At 52.7% G+C, this 18,038-nt stretch carries 12 protein-coding genes and 2 pseudogenes; 9 read left to right on the forward strand and 5 right to left on the reverse strand.

The window, feature by feature from the left end:
* Positions 1 to 259: 259 nt before the first annotated feature.
* The 3 genes from BMZ10_RS26160 (at position 260) to BMZ10_RS26175 (ending at position 6,862) form a co-directional block, all read left to right on the forward strand.
* Complete coding sequence (locus BMZ10_RS26160) at positions 260 to 4,003, forward strand: tetratricopeptide repeat protein (protein ID WP_093469379.1); 3,744 nt, start codon at positions 260 to 262, stop codon at positions 4,001 to 4,003.
* Between the two features lie 967 nt (positions 4,004 to 4,970).
* The gene (locus BMZ10_RS26170; protein WP_093469385.1) at positions 4,971 to 5,603 is read left to right on the forward strand and encodes a hypothetical protein; all 633 of its coding nucleotides are present in this window, start codon (positions 4,971 to 4,973) and stop codon (positions 5,601 to 5,603) included.
* 293 nt (positions 5,604 to 5,896) lie between these two features.
* Entirely contained in the window at positions 5,897 to 6,862 is a 966-nt protein-coding gene (locus BMZ10_RS26175) for a hypothetical protein (RefSeq protein ID WP_093469388.1), read from the forward strand.
* Between the two features lie 726 nt (positions 6,863 to 7,588).
* Here the strand turns inward: BMZ10_RS26175 and BMZ10_RS26180 are convergent.
* Positions 7,589 to 8,869, reverse strand: coding sequence for a DUF4427 domain-containing protein (locus tag BMZ10_RS26180; RefSeq protein WP_256214597.1), 1,281 nt, complete (start codon positions 8,867 to 8,869; stop codon positions 7,589 to 7,591).
* Positions 8,870 to 9,623: 754 nt separating this feature from the next.
* On the opposite strand from BMZ10_RS26180, the gene BMZ10_RS26190 reads away from it, so the two are divergent.
* The 3 genes from BMZ10_RS26190 to BMZ10_RS26200 all read left to right on the forward strand — a co-directional run bounded on the left by BMZ10_RS26190 (position 9,624) and on the right by BMZ10_RS26200 (position 12,048).
* Positions 9,624 to 10,028: an avidin-fold protein gene (locus BMZ10_RS26190; RefSeq protein WP_371266290.1), complete on the forward strand. Its 405-nt coding sequence runs from the start codon at positions 9,624 to 9,626 to the stop codon at positions 10,026 to 10,028.
* 611 nt (positions 10,029 to 10,639) lie between these two features.
* Positions 10,640 to 11,149 (forward strand): ProQ/FinO family protein, encoded by a 510-nt coding sequence (locus BMZ10_RS26195; protein WP_093469394.1) that lies wholly within the window; start codon positions 10,640 to 10,642, stop codon positions 11,147 to 11,149.
* A 449-nt stretch (positions 11,150 to 11,598) separates the two neighbouring features.
* Positions 11,599 to 12,048, forward strand: coding sequence for a GNAT family N-acetyltransferase (locus tag BMZ10_RS26200; protein WP_093469397.1), 450 nt, complete (start codon positions 11,599 to 11,601; stop codon positions 12,046 to 12,048).
* 2 nt (positions 12,049 to 12,050) lie between these two features.
* On the opposite strand, the pseudogene BMZ10_RS26205 reads toward BMZ10_RS26200, so the two are convergent.
* The 4 genes and pseudogenes from BMZ10_RS26205 to BMZ10_RS26220 all read right to left on the reverse strand — a co-directional run bounded on the left by BMZ10_RS26205 (position 12,051) and on the right by BMZ10_RS26220 (position 14,825).
* Positions 12,051 to 13,583, reverse strand: a pseudogene (locus BMZ10_RS26205) (IS66 family transposase).
* Between the two features lie 49 nt (positions 13,584 to 13,632).
* On the reverse strand, positions 13,633 to 13,968 hold the full coding sequence (gene tnpB, locus BMZ10_RS28070; protein WP_143070340.1) for an IS66 family insertion sequence element accessory protein TnpB: 336 nt from the start codon (positions 13,966 to 13,968) through the stop codon (positions 13,633 to 13,635).
* Positions 13,965 to 14,288, reverse strand: coding sequence for an IS66-like element accessory protein TnpA (locus BMZ10_RS26215; protein WP_093469400.1), 324 nt, complete (start codon positions 14,286 to 14,288; stop codon positions 13,965 to 13,967). The genes tnpB and BMZ10_RS26215 overlap by 4 nt, the downstream gene beginning before the upstream one ends.
* Before the next feature lie 168 nt (positions 14,289 to 14,456).
* Complete coding sequence (locus tag BMZ10_RS26220) at positions 14,457 to 14,825, reverse strand: histone-like nucleoid-structuring protein, MvaT/MvaU family (protein WP_093469403.1); 369 nt, start codon at positions 14,823 to 14,825, stop codon at positions 14,457 to 14,459.
* Positions 14,826 to 14,957: 132 nt separating this feature from the next.
* Between BMZ10_RS26220 and BMZ10_RS28075 the strand changes: the two are divergent.
* The 3 genes and pseudogenes from BMZ10_RS28075 to BMZ10_RS26240 all read left to right on the forward strand — a co-directional run bounded on the left by BMZ10_RS28075 (position 14,958) and on the right by BMZ10_RS26240 (position 18,023).
* Positions 14,958 to 15,151 (forward strand): annotated as a pseudogene (locus BMZ10_RS28075) (hypothetical protein).
* 151 nt (positions 15,152 to 15,302) lie between these two features.
* On the forward strand, positions 15,303 to 16,667 hold the full coding sequence (locus BMZ10_RS26230; RefSeq protein WP_143070341.1) for a putative bifunctional diguanylate cyclase/phosphodiesterase: 1,365 nt from the start codon (positions 15,303 to 15,305) through the stop codon (positions 16,665 to 16,667).
* A gap of 1,098 nt (positions 16,668 to 17,765) precedes the next feature.
* Positions 17,766 to 18,023, forward strand: coding sequence for a type B 50S ribosomal protein L31 (locus BMZ10_RS26240; RefSeq protein ID WP_093469412.1), 258 nt, complete (start codon positions 17,766 to 17,768; stop codon positions 18,021 to 18,023).
* Positions 18,024 to 18,038 lie beyond the last annotated feature (15 nt).

Raw genomic sequence — 18,038 nt, forward strand, 5'->3', positions numbered from 1 at the left:
CAAGCTGACGAATGGTCTTCTGTAGCCACGCACGTCCCGCAGCTCTTCCCTCACATCACTGTCGAATTTAGGGTTGCCTCACTCCTGTCGGATCGCGCGATTCTGAAACCTAAAATCGGGACTGCTGACCCGCTGGGGTCAGCCGTACATAGCGCAGCCATACGGTTCAACGCTCGCATCGGTATGATGTTCAGCCGCACCTGGCGCCGACATACGAACGACGACACAGCCTCCCCCAATCAAGTCTTCAGGATTTCGCATGAGTTCGCACGAGCTGGTCAAGGATCTGGAAAAGAAACTAGGGACATACGAGCATGCTCATCCACACAAGCCTGATTCGATCCTCGATGCTCACTCGCCCCTAGCCGACCTAATCTTAAAAGCAGAGATCTATCCTCCCCTGCTTACAAGAGAGGTAGTCAGACAATTACTGGAAGATCAGAAGTCCTGGCCAGTCGGCGAAAGTGGGCCATGCTGCCTCGCCTACCCGGTCAACCTTGGCGAGCTAGAAGCATCTCGGGCTGTCAGTTTTCCCAGCGGTACGCTCTCGATGCTCCGGCCTGTAGAACTTAATGCGGATATGCCTAGCAAGCTGCGCCACCAGCTGGGTGCCCTACAGTTCTTATATGACATCCGCACCCAAGCAAACGGACTACTTCGGCCTCAGTTGACATTGACACTGGACGATGTCGACGAGCAAGCCCGGAGCGCGCTGGCACCGTATCTTGAGCGCAGGGGCATTCACTTCCGAGTATCCATCGAAGCTGAAGACATTTTCGGAGTAGGTACCTGCCTGTGGGAGCGACTGCGCTTAACGAAGCAGACAGAGCAGGCGGCCTTCGCCGAGTACGTTGTGAGGATGACGCTCGCCTCGGATCGCAGTTACATTTTCGACATCGACCTGACTGCGAATGAGGAAGAAGGATCATTTCTTGAGGCCGCCTTCAACTTCCTAGAGTCGAATCAACGCCTGCGCGAGGACTGGAGTACGTGCGCAAAAGATGTCGCGTTGGCGGCACACGGATTGAATTCCATTATCACCCTACACCCGGCATCAACTGCCAAAGTAGGTACGCCCGACGCTCCCCGTATCTACGCCGATCAACTCGATCTGAGCCAGCTAGACGATGTGGTCAGCTCGCTGATGAGCCGCCCTCATGACACGTTCCTCCAGGCCAGTGAATGGTGGAGAAATACCTCCAATTACGGTTACGACTGGCGGAGAGATATTTGTGAACATGTGGTGTGGCTGATCATTCGACGCGAAAGGAGTGTCTATTTTCGCGACCACAGCTTTCCACTAACGAAAAGGCTGATTGAGCTGTCTAGCAGCGCTCCGCGCTTGATCGGCATCCTCCGGCAAAGCACTTCCTATCCGCCATTGATTTGTTTTTTGCTCTCTAACCATGTGACGAGCCATATAGGACTCATCGACCTCTATCGTCAATTACAGGCATATAGGCCGCCGATTTCCCAAAAAACCGATTACGAAAAGCTGTGGAATGACCTCATCTGGATGCAGGCGCTGGAAATCTTTTCGAATGCGTTTCCACCGCGCATGGATGGGCGAGGTCTACGTCAGGTCATCCACAACTTATGTGAGATGGTGGAATGGTTTGTGGGGCATGAGCTCGGATATAACTCCAGGGGTAAGTCAATCAACGACACGCGCCTTCCCAGCCTCAGGAAGGCCATAGCGTCCATCTGCGTTGATCTACAAGGCTATTCGAGAGAGGGATGGTTCTCAGAGAATATCGCTGGCTTTGTGGAGGTGATCGAAGCCAGGCTAACCCGTTTCAAAAGTGACCTGGGGCGCATGCCTTTGGGAGAATGGCTTGTCTTGTTCTGGTGCATGGACGACATCGTTTCGACGCATAAAGGAGATGATCAATCCCCCCAGTTGTTGGCCATCTCAAATACGCTAATCAGCAGCTATCTGCAGATGCTTGCGGATCGCGTACACAATGATACTCACCATGGTGATGACTCCATCGTCTTCGACGAATTCGAATGGAGCCTGATACATGCAAACGCCCCGCTATTAGCCAAGACGAAATTGGTTCACGCGCTGGATGAAATCGGACTCAGAACTATTGACTCGAACTCAAAGAATCGAGCGAGTCAAGTTTCAGCGGTACGTACACACTTGCGGCTATTGCTGGTGCTTCATGACCGAGAATCTGTACAGGTTCAGAAGGCAGTATTCGTCGACCATCTGTTGGAGCTGACTGATCGGTTTGGTTTCAGCCAGGCCTTTCTGGCAGGAGCTTTTGACAGCTACGTCGACGAGTCGGAGTACAGCCCTATTCGGCTCTGGCCAACGATCTGTAATGTCGCTAACTCCTTCAGCGAGATTCAATTTGACCGCCTCCTAAAAATCCTGGAACGGCCAGAAGCACCGTTTACGTGCTTGTTTCAACTGCTGGAGCGAACGCTCGCGTCTCATCGCAAAGACAAGGTAAGACTCAAAATCTCGGCACGAAACGTTACTAATGAAGATCCGCACTGGATGCCTGAGGTCTTTAACATGATCCACCTCGCAATTAATAACGGGGCACCGGAGGTTGCGCATTACTATCTAGACTTCGCACGCAAGCACAGCCGTACAGTTCACAAAAACAAAGTCGACGAGCTGGGTGCCAAGGTTGAGCTTAAGATTATTTTTGATCGGGAAGACTATTCTCCTGATGAGCGCGTGCAAGCTCTTAAGGCATACCGAGTCGACTTTGAAGAAAAAAGTGTCGACAACGAAGTCTCGAAATTCAAGGCGCTGCTGGTAGCCACTGCCAACATTGAGGCTAGTCCTCCTGACGCCGTACAGATGTTCAGCAAGGCGCTTCGAAGCGCGCCGAACATGCAAAACGCTACCGGTTTGGTCAAAGCGGTGCTTGCGCTCGAACCTGCGTCCGACGCGGCAGTGATCGAACTGATAGACGCTTACTCTCGCTGGAAGGACATCTATCAGGATTCCGGCGGTGGTCGCCTCTCGACTAGCGACCTATATCATGTGCTACGGCTCGCCCTTAGGATCTCCGATTTTGCGGGGTTCGAAACATTTTGGTTGCAGGCTACGCCACTGCAGCGCTCGTCATATGAACTGATTGAATTGAGATTCGAACACCTATTGGCTGTGGACAGAAGGGAGGAAGCCATCAGATACGTTGACGAATTGCGTCTCATCCATCTTACGTTGCCGCCAGGAGTCGCTGATCAAGTTGAAAGCTTGCGGGTTGGGACACAGCTATCGAAACCCGAAGCTCCACCTACCTTCGTGTATCAGAGCGAAACTGCGGTTCGCTCAAGCTTGGAGGAGAAACACCACGTTTGGCTCGAAATCCGAAATCTAGGCCCGCACGATCAATTGCAGGTTTTCAAGCCTGCGCTCGGCAGCCTTGGTGCGTTCTTATTGGAGGCCGTTCACGCGGTTGGTCTGGAGTTGCTCAAGAGGCGGAGCAACCTTCAGCGCAAAAAGTTGGGCGGCTCGGATTCGGTCATTCATCTTGACGAAGAGAACATGATCAACGACTGGCTCGTGTCGCTTTTGAACCAGAGAATGAATTATGCACGATGGACGATGGGCGACCAAAATCGCACTGGAGCATCGGCATCAGGGCTAAGTGTTGGGTCAGCCGATGGATGGATCCGAGACGGCGATGGAAATCCAATCATGCTGGTCGAAGCATTCCGATTAGGCAATTTTGATAAAGGGGTGGTGACCAAGCACCTCAATAAGCTAGCGAATTATAATTCAGTGGGCATCAGCCCTATCATGGTGGTGGCTTACGTGGCGCATCCAGAGTTTTCCGATCTGTGCGACCAGTATGAGTCGTTCGTCCGCAGCATCAGCGCTTACGACGGGTTCGATAGCACACCAGGCGAGCCGCTCAGAAGAATGCTTAACATCGAGTATCGGTCAGCTACGGTTAGGTATTACGAGGAAACACGGGTGATGAACGACCATGATGTGAAGATTTATCACCAGTTATTGGATATGAGGCCTTGAGCCTTAGTTTCGGCCCCCCCCCATACAGGTATTCGAACACGGGCAAATGCCAATGCCCGTATTCACTCATGCAGCTCCAGCATGTTCTACCCGCTGGGTTTCATAGCGGTTGAGCGTCAGCCCATCGATGCTAAGTCTCAGATCATTTTCTTGAACCGTGTCGTGTTTGTGCTAGCGATTTCAACCCAGAAGGTACCTACTACAGACAAGCGATGTTTCAGGCTGGTTGCTGGACAGGCTGCCACTGGCGTCGGCAGGCACCCAAGCGAGAATACCGTATCCATCGCAGCCCCCATCCCATAGGCTGGCGCCCTTCTCCAAATGCGAGGCCGGGCCGGATGATGTATTTGGCGCATATCCGGAAAAGATTGCAAACGGCCATCATACGATGAATGTGTGCGCTTCCAGATCGCTTCATACCTGCCCAGCTACCTACTCCGTCGACAGTCGAGAACTGCTGCAAATCACGCCTAAAGTAATCAGGATGCACCGCCGGACGGGGGTCGTTTCCATATGACCACCTTCATATGCCCTTCCAATAGCTGCTGCATGCGGAGGTATGACAGGTGAGTAGCAAATGTGGCTTTGGAAAAAAACTTATCCATGTGGGCTCACAGAGTAAAACGACGCATCAATATTTACCTAATGCGCTGGTTACATACCCGTCGGCAGACTGAGGGCCGCCGAAACTCTCTGCGGTGGATAGCCCAGCATTTACGGCACTGTCAGCTGCCGCTACCGCCAAGAACCAACCAATAAACGCCTAAACATCACTTTCCGGCCAACTAGAAAAAAACACACAACTCCAATTAAATAAATATTGGCCAGAACTCAATATAAGAAACCCATACCATCAAATCAATAATCCATTAACTAGCAGTATAAAAAAAGATTACCCACCTCACCTTGACACTTCCCAAACCATCGACTTCATTTAACGAACACTCACATCACCCATGGCGTAAAAATGATCTACTCCCGCGCCCTACAGATTGAATTCGAGCACGCTCACAACGAAGAAGGCGAGGGTGCATATACAGTTTTCAATGTCATCCAGCCATTGCTCATCAACAATAAGCCTGCAAATGAAATCATGCTCCAGAGTTTTGCAATCCTTTGGACGGGCTCTCCGGACACAAGGCTGATTGCAATGGCCGAGGAAGCGCTGATAACTGGCGTCCTCGCACCAGTCAAGCTGCTTCACGCGTCAAAGGGAAGTTTGTCTGTTGTCTACAACAAAAAACTCCGGGGCAAAGACTGTCGCCGTTTCCAAGAGAGTTGGGCTGATATCGCGTTAGGCGTTTGGTACGACGAATGGACTGCAGAGTTCGTCAGAGAAGACGAAGTAAGTTCTACGTGGGATGTCGGAAGGCTTTTCAGAACCTTTGCGCCCGTAATACTCGACAAGCATGACATTGGAGTAAAGCCGTTCACGACAGAGATGTTCCTTCACCACGAAGACTGGATGCCAGATAAATTCATTGACCCCAGCGACAATGATAATCCTTTAGATGAAATGTTAGCATTTTTCGACCCGAACCCGTTTCCTGGGTTTGACCTTGGCATCCCCCACCCAGAGACACTTCCAAAAAAGTACTGACTGCCCGCAGCTCGATAATCACTAGCCTTCTAGAATACAAGGAACCTGGGAATGCGAAATCACCGCGATCGTGCGACGTTCTTAAAGACCTTTGACGCCAAAGCGATCAAGAAGCAGATTGAGGTGTACGTGGGGCACAAACCAATTCCAGTCACTTCAGACTACATATACATGAAGACGACCTCGCCTCAACCCCCCAATTCCACCCGACATTAGCGATGGCGGAAAGAACACCAGCAAGAGAATTACCATGAACAACGCAACCTATTCCCTCAATTTGGCGGCAGGAACTTATGCGTGTACCTATCTGTATTTCTGATCTTCAAGAAGGCCAGGGCTTCACACGCCTCACAGAGGCTCTCCAGCGCGAATGGCCCGGTGCTGATCCCCTATCACTGACCGACGCCCGGCATGCCCTGTCACGGGGTTTGGGCTATCGCGATTTCAACGACCTTCAGCAATCGGCGCACAACGCACTTGCGTGCGAGCCGTTGACTGATCAGGCAGAGGCCCGGGATGGCATCAGCACGGCCCTGTTCGTTTGTTGGCAAGCGGGCAATGCCGAGGAAATGGATGAGAGCAATCTGCATCGCCTGGTGATGTCGCTCCCTTTGCAGGGGCTGATTGCCTTCGGCGCCTCCCCGGCTCATCCTCCAAGTAACCAACCCGACCCATCCGCGCCGGCACTTGCGGATGTGATCCGGGACGACTGCTGGGATTGCAGCGGACTGGCTGCTGAAGCACCAGTGCTTGATGAGGCTGGAATACGCCGAATCTGGGAGACCGTGAAGTCCAAAGGGCACCTGCGAGACCTGTGCCTGTTCATGCTGCTCATGACTGGACATCGCATGAACGCCATCAGATTGGTGAGATTCTGTGACATCTCAAAATTGGACTCAGGCACATTGGTCAAACTTACGACCGATAAAGTGACCAGTCAGGAGAGCTTCGCATTCCTTCCTCACCGCTTCATGGACATGGTCACTCAATACAAGCGCCAGGCAAATCTTTCCGAAGATGACCATTTGTTTCACTCCCGCGCGGACGCCAGCGTCCCCATGCGATCGGGTGTACTGAACAGACTTGCCCTGAAATACCTGGATGTAGCAGTGCCCAACCCTGCTTTGCGATCAGTGTATCTGTTTCGAAGATCTGTACTTTTCAATCAAATGAAATCGGGCCTGCTGCCGCTCGCTGATTTTTATGAGTACATGGCTCAACATCGGAATTCAGGCAGCTTCACTCTGCGCAAGAAATAGATAACGTCGCTCAAGCCATGCTCCGTAGACATCGGAGCATGGCTAGGCTTCTGGGTTAACTCATCGCGGCGATAGCGAAACGTCGGGTAACTCCACGGGTTTTGACCTAGCCACTACCCAGCGGCTCGTTGATGACTTGGCGATTGATATAGACCCCGGGGTAGGCACACCAAGGTCAATACTGGTGAGAAAATGGATTTCCAACCCGCTCTGTCAACGGAGCAGTTTGACTAGCTAAGCGATCGCTGGACTACCACGGCAGGCCGAGAGCCAGTGTCACGGCGTCTTACACCTGGCAGGCCGACAGTCAGGGCTGGGGCGACGTCCCAGCCGAGCCCCTCAACAGATGTTGACCCGCTCATCCAGAGTTCGCGGTTGACCTGCGCGGCGTGGGATTCACGAACTTAAAGCCTCCGCGAGCGATGCTGTCCTATGTCGATCTGAGCCATGCCAGCTTTCACGTTAGCGATCTGGAAAAGGTTTTCGTCCAAGGCTGGACACTAGGCGAGGCGATTTTTTTCAAATGTAACCTCATGCGAAGTGATCTGTTGTAGGTCGTCGCAGCCCCCTCGATGTGCGACCGCTGTACATGGACGACGCGGTGTTGGTTGGTGCTGACTTCAGGTCATCTTGTCAGGATCTGGGAGCTAAGGCCTCCAAGTCGAAAGTATCGAGGGGAAAGAATATCGTTGCCCCACTAGACACGAGCACCTGTTCAGTGACCACTCACTCCTCTTCCTCGTCCCCCAGCACATCGGTAATGAAATACCCGCCGCCCCACCATCTGCCACAGAAGGAGGGAATGTCATCCGGAGATTGCGAGTTCAGCACACTGAAATAACTGCTTCGGACGCCAAACCGCTCCCGCAACTGCTCCGAAAACTCTGTGACCATTTCCTGCCGTTCACAGAGGTCACGCCCATGATCCAATTCATCCAGGGATGCAAGGTAACGCCCCTTTTGGTTCGGCTTGACCCGGCCTGCCTTGATCAGGGCTCTGACGAAAGGGTGGGTGTTGTCCTCGAACCAGAGCCAGCATCCGCCCTGCTCCACCACGGGTTTTCTAGCAGTCGAGGCTTCCAGCATCATCAAGCGGGATGACAAGTCGAGCTCTGAAACATCGGCAGTCAGCGCCGACACTGCCATGCACGATCTGAAATCCAGGCATGCCCGGGAGAACGCGGCTGCGCGTTCCTGCTCGTCAAGCCCATCGATGCTGGGAGGCAGCTGGTCGCACACCAGGATGTGATCAAAATGCGTATCCGAAACAAGCCCTCGGTCAATCAAAGATAGGATGTCGTACTGAAGCGCACGACCTACCTGCATATCGGGTACCACGACACCGATCCCACACCACTCCTTCTGGAGCAGGTTAAGTCCAGGGATCGGACGCTTATGCATCTCATCCATCCCGATATCCTCCACACCATCGATTCCGATTTCCTCCACGCAGTGGCCATAGTCTCCAGAGTAATACCACCGCCATTCTGAGCTGCCGCTAGAAGATTCAGCGCGATCAGTTACAGCGCAGTTGGAGTCACCAGCGTTGATTGACCCAAAGTCGCTGAACAAATCAGGCAACCTGAGTCCTGCGCCGTCCGCCAGACCCGAATGCTCATCGGCACCTTCAGTCCATGGAAGGATGCCGCCCTTCTGCGCCGCCTCCGTTGGGAAAGTCAGCGCAAACCAAGTGGCGGCTTCGTTTTCAGGGGGAATGCCGTTGCGAACAGCGATGAGGTCAGCCAGGTTGAAGGGAGAGAAGCACACCGCCGGTTGCGCGCCCATGATCGTCCTCTCGCCGTTGCGGTTGCCATAGGTGGCCCACAGGTGATGCAGACGCACGGCTATCCTGAGCAAAAAGGTGGCAGACCACTGATCATCGCCACTGTCACAGTTCATGGGGAAATCGGCAGGTATCAGTTCCGGACGCGACGTGCTCGTCAGATCGACATCTCGAAAATAGTGGGCAATCCGAGGAGTCGGGCGCAAATCAATCTTCTCAGACATCCCATGCATCTCCGTTATTCAAAGACACAGCCTCCCCTCCTTCCAAACTTTTTGGAGGGCTTATACAAAACGAACTAACGTCTTTGAAATATAGACACTTGCAGCCAAGTATGCAAGCCCATATCGAAATCACGACGAAGTGCCGAATAACTAATATATTGACGAGTTTCAAATCCGCAGCCCATCCATTTAAATACCAACATCCAAAAAAAACCGTTCCACGAAACTACCAATATATTTATAACTCGATACTAAGGAGTGGCGAACACCTCCAATTTGACCCGCTTACTCAGCGGGCACACCCTAGGCCGCATGCAGCTCAAATCAATTACGACCGACAGCCGCCCTGCTCGCCAGCGACGCTGGTGAGGCATAATATTGGGCCCCGGCGTCACACGATGCTCGTATCCATTCCCAATGACAACTGGGGCAACTTCCCCCTGACCCCCGCCATGAACCTCCCGCACGCCACCCTTGTTTTGCTTTTGGCCGCAAAGGATCAAAGGCAGCACATGAAGCACCGTATGAAGCAGGCAGATCGATGCATAACCGACCATGGGGCATCTCAGCGAAGAAACAAGCTGAGGGACGCTGGCGAGCTTGCTTGGCGTGGCTCTTCGAGGACGGCTGTCGTGAACCAAGCCGCCCCGCGTCTTGGCCTTGCGGGCTTCCATCCTCACGCCATCGTATTTGCTTACAAACTACGGCGCCACATGCATCTTTGGCTTCGCAACAAATGGGTTACGGTAATGGGATGGAAACCCTGACTTTAATTGAAGGACGCTCTTTCGTGACAACCCGATCTTCGCTAGTCGCCGAACGCCTGCACAACCGTAAATTCCAAGTCGCAGGCAACCCCCATGGCCTGCCCGGGGCCGGCACTGTTTTTGAGTACCAAGTCGATGGCACTGCGATCACGAGCACCTACAGAGGCGGAAGAATCCGCAAAGGGCACCAGATGGGTCATGTGACGGGCCCCGACACATTCGATCTGCTCTTCCATTACATCACAACCGATGGAGAGATTTTTTCCGGCCGCTCTCGCGGTAAGGTCGAGGTCGATGCGGCGGGTCGCACGACGCTGTCATTTGTTTGGGCCTGGTTGTCTGGCGCCAGCGGTGGTGGCGAGTCCAGCTATGTCGAGCTCGACTCCAGGTAAGTGGTATTTCGCGGCGCTGCCTACGTGATTGCGGAGAGACTCAATGACATCCGTGTGCAACCCCTTTGTGGTAGGTTTTGGAGCATCAAAAAGCTTGGCATTGCGCCGGTAGGCTCCTCGAACTGTCCTACTCGGAATCTCGGGTAAACCAGCTGTAAAACCACCGGTGCATTTCGCCAAGCCCGAGCAATTACCAGAATTCGAGAAAGTACATGAGATAGCTTATCCAGACTCCCCACCCGATCTGGAAGGCTCATGTGGACAAAGCCAATAAGCACTGCGCCTACTACCCACAGACACAACGCGAATGCCCATGCTCTCCGTTTGTAAACCCAACATTCGTTCCTAGCCATCGACGCTCGATCTTAGGGGCTTACTGATTTGGCCATTTTTGGCGCGAATCGTTTCCAGCAATTGAGCGTCATGAGCTCGGACGTCTGAGCGAGGTGGAGGTCGTCAGGTGCATCCCCCCATCCATCCCGTCACGCCTGGTTCTGTGCAACCACTCGGAACCCCGACGAATTAGCAGCGCGTCCTGTTTCTGCTGCGACCTAGGCCTACATGCAATATCCTTACGCCACGCAATCAACCTAGAAGCAGTGAATAGAACGATGGGTTTTGAACAACTAGCTGAGCTACGTGACCGCCTGCGGGCTGAGAAAGAACCCCAAAAGGCCGAACGCGGGAAACATTCCAAGCGTAATTCTCCCCCACAGGCGAAGCCTCGCAACCAAGATCCAGGCGTAGAAGCAATCTGGCCATTGCAGAAGCATTTTCCCCTGGCGTTTCCCGTCAATCCGGCTCCGAAGGTTCCGCTCAAAGAAGGCATTCTCAAGGATGCCGAGCAACACTTGGAGCTGCTAGGGTTGACCAGCGAACAGCTCAAGCTAGGCATCTCAACTTGGTGCCAAGGATCCCGGTACTGGAATAGCATGGTGGAAAATGCACCACGCTTGGACTTGAACGGTCAGCCATTTGGAATCGTGACGACTTCACAAGCGCTACATGCGAAGCGTCAAGCCTCTCGGCAACGTGGCCAAGATAGGCGAAATCGTACACAGCCAAAATCCGATGCACCAGCGTCCGCCGCAGATCCAGATCTAAAGCGAACAGCTGACTAAGGAATGACTTAAAGATCATTCAGTCTGGAATACGCGGCTGCATTAGTGCCCCTACACAAGCGCCAATCAGGCCTTGAGAGTCAGCAATCACTTGCAGCCGTTCTCTCACTGAACTGGCTGCTTCGGGTTAGCCGCTGTTCTCAATCCAATTCGCAACGTCCTGAAGAGCAGCCGTGATAGCAGCCTGGTTTCCCAAGATGGCGTTCAGCAGCGTGGGGGTAACTTCACTGCGATGCATCGGCTGCTCCTAGCTGGTAGGCAAGTACCTTCGGGCAATACGCCACTACACAGACCAGTATCTCATCCTGGTCAATAGCTCCACATCCAAATGAACGTGTTTGTCATGTCCTGATGGGGCATGTGGAAGAAGCGCTCGCAGGATCGTAAGCGTCCGGGGAAGATACATTGCGATGGGCTAAGCTGTGATCATTCAGGATTGAGGTCTCAGCATGGAATGTCACGTTCGCACCGCCACCAACAAAGATGCAGCAGCGATTAGCCGTGTAGTTCTAGCCGCCCTGCGTGAGTCAAATTCACAGGACTACCCGCCTGATGTGATCGCTCAGGTCGAACGAAGCTTTGCCCCTGAAACCGTCATCGCACAACTCGCTAAACGCAGGGTTTTCGTAGCCTTGCTAGGCGAAAATATCATCGGTACTGCTGCACTCGACGGTGACGTAGTCAGGAGTGTTTTCGTTGACCCAGCTCACCAAAAAGGCGGTATCGGTCGGCATTTGATGGATGTCATTCACGGAAGCGCAGCCCTCGCTGGCATTGGGGTTGTGCGCGTGCCAGCGTCGATTACAGCTGAAAAATTCTATGCCGCGTTGGGTTATCAGAAAATCCGCGATGAGTTTCATGGAGCTGAACGCACCATCGTTATGGAAAAACAGCTCTAGGATTAGCCCAGACTATTTACCCACTTATTCGGCAACAAGTCAGCGATCTCAATCGCCCGCTGTGTCGGCAACCGCGTCAGCACATCTTTGAGATAGGCATACGGATCATGCCCATTCATGCGCGCCGACTGGATCAGGCTCATGATTGCCGCAGCCCGTTTTCCGCTGCGCAGAGATCCGGCGAACAACCAGTTGGAGCGACCAAGCGCCCATGTCCTGATCGTGTTTTCGACAGGGTTGTTGTCGATGGGTACAGCACCATCGTCCAGGTAACGCGTTAGCGCTACCCAGCGTTTCAAGCTGTAGTCTAAAGCCTTAGCCGTAGCAGATCCTTCGGGCACAAGCTCGCGCTGAGCCAGCATCCATTCGTGCAACTTCCCTGCGATGGGCGCCGCTTTTTCCTGGCGTAATCGCTTGCGATCTTCATCGCTCATTTCCTTGGCTTGCCGCTCGACTTCGTACAGGCCGCCAATCGAGTGCAGTGCCTGCTCTGCCAGTTGGCTTTTGTTCGCCACATGCAGGTCGAAGAACTTGCGGCGGGCGTGGGCCATGCAGCCGATTTCGGTGATACCCAGCTCGAAGCTGGCCTTGTAACCTGCGAAGTCATCGCAGACCAGTTTGCCGCTCCATGCGCCGAGGAAGTTACGCGCATGCTCGCCAGCACGGCTAGGGCTGAAGTCGTAGACCACGGCTTTCAGTGCTGTAAACGGCGTCGTGCAATAGGCCCAGACATAGGCGCGGTGCATTTTCTTTTTGCCCGGCGCCAACATCTGCACGGGCGTTTCATCGGCATGTACAACTCGCTGGGCGAGCACTGCTTCGCGCAGTGCATCCACCAAGGGCTGAAGTTGCACCCCTGTTTGTCCTACCCACTGAGCCAGTATTGAACGAAGGATGGCCAAGCCTACTCGGCCAAAGATATTTTCTTGCCGGTACAACGGCAGATGGTCGGAGAACTTGGCTACCATTACATGGGCTAGCAGACCGGCAGTTGGGATACCCTTGTCGATCACTTGCGCAGGCACCGGCGCCTGGATCAACGTTTCGCACTGGCGGCAGGCCCACTTTCCGCGCACGTGCTGTTCGACAGTGAACACGCCAGGCGTGTAATCCAGTTTCTCGCTGACGTCTTCGCCCATGCGCTGAAGCTGGCAACCGCAAGCGCACTGAGTGTTCTCTGGCTCGTGACGAATGACGGTACGTGGGAACTGGGGCGGCAACGGCGCACGCTTTGGCTTTTGACGGGTTTCGTCCGGCGCCGGGGCGGGACGAAGCGCGTTTAGCTCTGCTTCGATAGCTTCAAGATCAGTGTTGAGCAGGTCATCCAGCAAGCTGCCTTAAGCTGGACTGATTTGCTCACTGCGCTTGGCGAACTTGTGGCGTTTGAGGATGGCAATTTCGTGAGAGAGTTGCTCGATGATCGTCTCGTCGCGGTGGATCTTTCTGCCCATGGTGTCAACCTTCGACAGCAACTGCGCAGCGAATGTACGCAGTTGATCGGGCGTCATCTGATCGAGATTGGGCGAGGAAGTCATGCCGTGGATTTTACCAAAGCAACTCATCCGCCACAGCTGAGAGGCAGGGCTAAATCAATGTAATTGCGCCGTTAGCGCCGACCCGTTGCCACGGCAAGCCGAGCACCAACGCTTGCAGTTGCTCGGCATCGAGTTCGACTTCCAGACCGCGATGAGTACCAGGCCAGTGGAACTTCCCTTGATTTAGCCGTCGTGCCGAAAGCCAGATGCCCACACCATCATGCACGAGTACCTTCATCCTATTCGCACGGCGGTTGGCGAACAGGTAAGCACAGTGCGGCTTCGCCACACCAAATACCGCGACTACACGAGCCAATGCTGTGTCGGTGCCAGCGCGCATATCCATAGGTTCGGTGGCGAGCCAGATGGAGTCGATACGGATCATTGAGTCAGACCACGGATGAAACGTGCGCAACCGTCAGGATCTGAAGTTGGCCAGCTCACCATGAGTGTTTGTTTACCGAAGCCGATTTCGATATTGGCTACTGCCTGTTGGGCTGGTACCGAAGCCGTCTCCAGCTTTAACGGCACGAACGCCGGGAGCGTGGATGGTAGTTGGTCACGGAAAATGGGAATCCACTTTCGAACCAGATTGGTGTTGATGCCATGGCGCAGGGCAACGCTCGCGATGGATACATTGGGAAGTAGGCATTCCTGAACGACCTGGGCTTTGAACGTTTTGGGATAAGAGGTGCGCTGGTGCATGAGATTCCTTGCATTAAGGGTGATGGTGTCCACGTTTTTTTAGGTGGACACCATCGCCCTTAATTTGGGGGTTCTGAAGGTGTGTTCGTCGGACGCTTACGCAGGATCAGGGTGGCTTGCAGTAACAATGAAGCCGCCCTTAGGCGGCTTTATTTAATAGCTCAGATGTCACTGGGAAACCCAGGACTCCACGACATCGATGCCATGCTCGGCCTTCCAGGCTTTCAGCGTTTTATGGTTACCGCCCTTTGTCTCCACGATTTCACCATTATGAGGATTCTTGTAAACCTTCACGGTACGTGCGCGACGAGTCACTTTCTCCTGAACGACTGGTGCACCCTTCCGACTGGCTACTTGTGGATCAAGGATGTTGATCACGTCACGCAAGCTGTAGCCGTACTTAGCTAGGAGATCACGGAGTTTGGTTTCAAACTCAATTTCTTTCTTTAAACCGCTGTCATTTTTCAGTGTTTCCAGCTCAGCCAGCTGAGCAGCCAGCTGCTGTTCGAGTTTGCGAAATTCTGCGAGACGAGACATGTGAAGCTCCTTTGATCCTAATGATGATGCTCAGTGGTGTAATGCTAGTTCAAAGCCCACAGGCGGGTCACCTCTATTGAGTACAAAACTGGGTTAAAGTCCTAACTTTATTCCAAAACCGCTGGACGCCAGATGAACCTAACAGACGCGATCATTGCCCTACTGCTGGCGGCGCGAATTCATGGTACCGATCAGGCTGTCCGCGCGACTGCGAAAATGTTGTGAAGAAGCTACTACGGAGCAAACGAGAAATTATTTATAAGGTGATCGACAGCAAAAGCCCACTGTTGATGGTCGAGTTAATCGCAGAGAATCTCGATCCATAACGACACTGCTTCCGAGCCGAAAAATCGTGGTATCACCTCCTTCCTCACCTACCTATGCTGGAGAATCCTTTGAGCCAAGCACTGAAGATCACTATAGAAGACTGGGACGGTGATGGCTTGATTCGCATATCTGCTCATCATCGCGCTTGGCTTGCGCCTGCAGACCCACCGCGCTCGCCGCCAACAAATGGCAGAAGAGTTACGAGAATCCTCCTTTCAAGACGAACTGACCGGTTTACCCAACCGACGCTATCTCTTGGAGCACGTTAACCAGGCCATCTCAGACGACAGCGGCCGACATCTGACGCTTGTCTATTTCGACGTAGACAACTTCAAGACCATTAACGATTCGCTCGGACATGTTACAGGAGACGCGATCCTGAGGTGCCTTGCCCAACGGCTTGAGGCCCTCAAGCCTTCGGTAGATAAAGTCGCGAGGATCAGCGGCGATGAGTTCCTGGTCTTGGTAGATGATGGTGACCCAAGCCGGATCGCCCAACTGGTTAAGCGTATCCTGCAATTCATACAAAAACCGCTCGTGTTCGATGGCTACAATTTATCGGTGTCCGTTTCGGCCGGGATTGCCCGTTACCCTAGCCACGGCCACGATTTTACCTCCTTGCTTAAAGCCGCTGACACCGCCTTAACGCAGGCCAAACAAAACGGGCGCAACACATGGGCTTTTTACGAGGCAACCATGGGCGTGCGCGAGTTGCGCTTTCTGCACATTCAAAGCGAACTTCGTCAGGCTTTTGAACGAAATGAACTCCAGGTTTTCTATCAGCCTCAGGTTGATCTCGTCACAGAGGAGGTGGTTGGTGCGGAAGCATTGCTGAGATGGAATCATCCAACCCATGGGCAAATACCACCGTATGAGTTTATCGCGGTCGCAGAGGCTAGCGGACTCATCGTGCCGATTGGAAATTGGTTGGTGAAAGAGGTCTGCACGCAGGCGATGGCTTGGAATGAGGCAGGTCTTGGCAACCTTAGCGTGGCCATGAACTGTTCGGCAGTGCAATTTCGTCAAGGCAACCTGGTTCAGCAAGTCAGATGGGCGCTTTACGAGAGTGGACTCGACCCGAGACTACTGGAGCTTGAGTTGACGGAATCAATCCTGATCGAGCATTCCGAACATGTCATTGCAACGATGCACGGGCTAAAAGCATTAGGGGTAGGAATGTCCATTGATGACTTCGGGACAGGCTACTCCAGCATGTCCTACCTAAAACGGTTTGCCGTGGATAAGCTCAAGATTGATCAGTCATTTGTTCGCGGTATGTTGACGAGCCCCCAGGATGAAGCAATCGTCCGTGCGATAATTACTCTAGGACATAGCTTCGGCATGACCGTCATCGCAGAAGGCGTCGAAGAGATTAGTATTCGTGACGCACTGGCAACCCACGGATGTAACCATGCACAGGGTTACCTCTACTCAGAGGCGCTCAGCGCAACCGCGTTTCAGGTGTTTGTACAAGATCGGATTGAGTCTTCGTTCAGATCCCAACGTTGGGTCTGATTTTTCGCCGTCGCTGAACACGATCCGCGCGCCTGCCAAAGCAAGGTTAAGCAGCTCGAAAGCCTGCGGCACTCATCTCAGCGTTTGTTTTGATGATTGACCTCCGGCGTTCGCGAGCGCTTTGCAACAAATGCTTTGCTGAGTCATAGATACGTCTTCGACTCAGCAGGCGTCGCGGCCAAATCAACAGGGGGAGCAGACTGTCAGCTTGAAATGCTTAGCTCAAGTACAGATAACGGCGAAAATAGCGCTAACAAAAAATGAACTCGGAAGTAAACCAAAAAATCACTCGTCCAGAGGAGAAGGGAGGAAAATCGCCGAACGGGTCGGATCAAAATCCAGAGGGTGTGAAAAATAGTGCTGCCCGATCCTTCATCCAGGAAGGGCAGCACGCTGGCAAATACCCAGCCAATCTTAGGGATAACGATAATATCAAAAACGAAAAACTGCTCTGCGGTATCCGAACCTGCCCATCAACTTGTTACCTAGGCACAAGAGCAGGCGTGGGAAGGCCGCAATCGAATGGTATTTAACCAGGTACAAACACGCATCAAACCTAAAAATTTACTTATGAACGGATGTGATGTGATCCAAGTGGCTGAGCGCTCCACTTTCCAAGAGATTTTTGTATGCAATTGCATCAGACTCTCGGTGGTACACGCCTACCAATAAGTCCCCTTGCAACACTTCCCACATCGTGACGCCTGCGCTAATCGCATCATGGGACATGTGATCTTCAGTTCGCTCTTTGACAATGACTTCCATTTTGAAAATCCTCAGGTGACCGGTACTATGCAGAACATGATACGCTTTTACTTCTGAAGCACATATACAAACCAAAGCATTATGATGGAAGCGACGCCTAACGCTTAAGTATGATTGACACGTGAACTTGATTCATATTGATGTGCAGGCCGAAATTTCTGTAAAGCGTGGCAAGCTTAAGTCAGACGACCCAGAGTCAAATTATTATGTCTTGGCAAAGCCAAAGCCGAGCGGCTCCTCTATTCATACAATCGAGCGCATGGATAATTGACACTTCACTTTTTGAACCTATACTAAGAGCAAGATTTAGCCAGCTAAAGCCAGGAAGACAAAATGAAAAAGAATGTCCATCCAAACTATCGTAATGTGTTGTTCCACGATACAGCAGCAAACGTATATTTTGTCATTGGTTCGACGGTTGAAACTGACAAGATTCAGCTCCACACAGACGGCGTAGAATATCCTTACGTCACCCTGGATGTATCAAGTGCCTCTCACCCAATTTATACAGGTCAACAACGTCAAACGACGACAGAGGGCAGGATCGCTGGCTTCAATAAAAAATTTGGCTCCATCAGTTCAAAACGGTAAAAAAACGTTGACAAC

Origin of the sequence: Pseudomonas sp. NFR16, assembly GCF_900108875.1 — a bacterium.
Classification (GTDB): Bacteria; Pseudomonadota; Gammaproteobacteria; order Pseudomonadales; family Pseudomonadaceae; genus Aquipseudomonas.

What these genes read in the sequence shown, in the direction of transcription:
- BMZ10_RS26170 (WP_093469385.1), top strand. Translation starts at nt 4,971, where the DNA reads ATGATCTACTCCCGCGCCCTACAGATTGAATTCGAGCACGCTCACAAC.
- BMZ10_RS26215 (WP_093469400.1), bottom strand. Translation starts at nt 14,288, where the DNA reads ATGCACCAGCGCACCTCTTATCCCAAAACGTTCAAAGCCCAGGTCGTT.
- BMZ10_RS26220 (WP_093469403.1), bottom strand. Translation starts at nt 14,825, where the DNA reads ATGTCTCGTCTCGCAGAATTTCGCAAACTCGAACAGCAGCTGGCTGCT.
- tnpB (WP_143070340.1), bottom strand. Translation starts at nt 13,968, where the DNA reads ATGATCCGTATCGACTCCATCTGGCTCGCCACCGAACCTATGGATATG.
- BMZ10_RS26240 (WP_093469412.1), top strand. Translation starts at nt 17,766, where the DNA reads ATGAAAAAGAATGTCCATCCAAACTATCGTAATGTGTTGTTCCACGAT.
- BMZ10_RS26180 (WP_256214597.1), bottom strand. Translation starts at nt 8,869, where the DNA reads ATGTCTGAGAAGATTGATTTGCGCCCGACTCCTCGGATTGCCCACTAT.
- BMZ10_RS26195 (WP_093469394.1), top strand. Translation starts at nt 10,640, where the DNA reads ATGGGTTTTGAACAACTAGCTGAGCTACGTGACCGCCTGCGGGCTGAG.
- BMZ10_RS26200 (WP_093469397.1), top strand. Translation starts at nt 11,599, where the DNA reads ATGGAATGTCACGTTCGCACCGCCACCAACAAAGATGCAGCAGCGATT.
- BMZ10_RS26160 (WP_093469379.1), top strand. Translation starts at nt 260, where the DNA reads ATGAGTTCGCACGAGCTGGTCAAGGATCTGGAAAAGAAACTAGGGACA.
- BMZ10_RS26190 (WP_371266290.1), top strand. Translation starts at nt 9,624, where the DNA reads ATGGAAACCCTGACTTTAATTGAAGGACGCTCTTTCGTGACAACCCGA.
- BMZ10_RS26175 (WP_093469388.1), top strand. Translation starts at nt 5,897, where the DNA reads ATGCGTGTACCTATCTGTATTTCTGATCTTCAAGAAGGCCAGGGCTTC.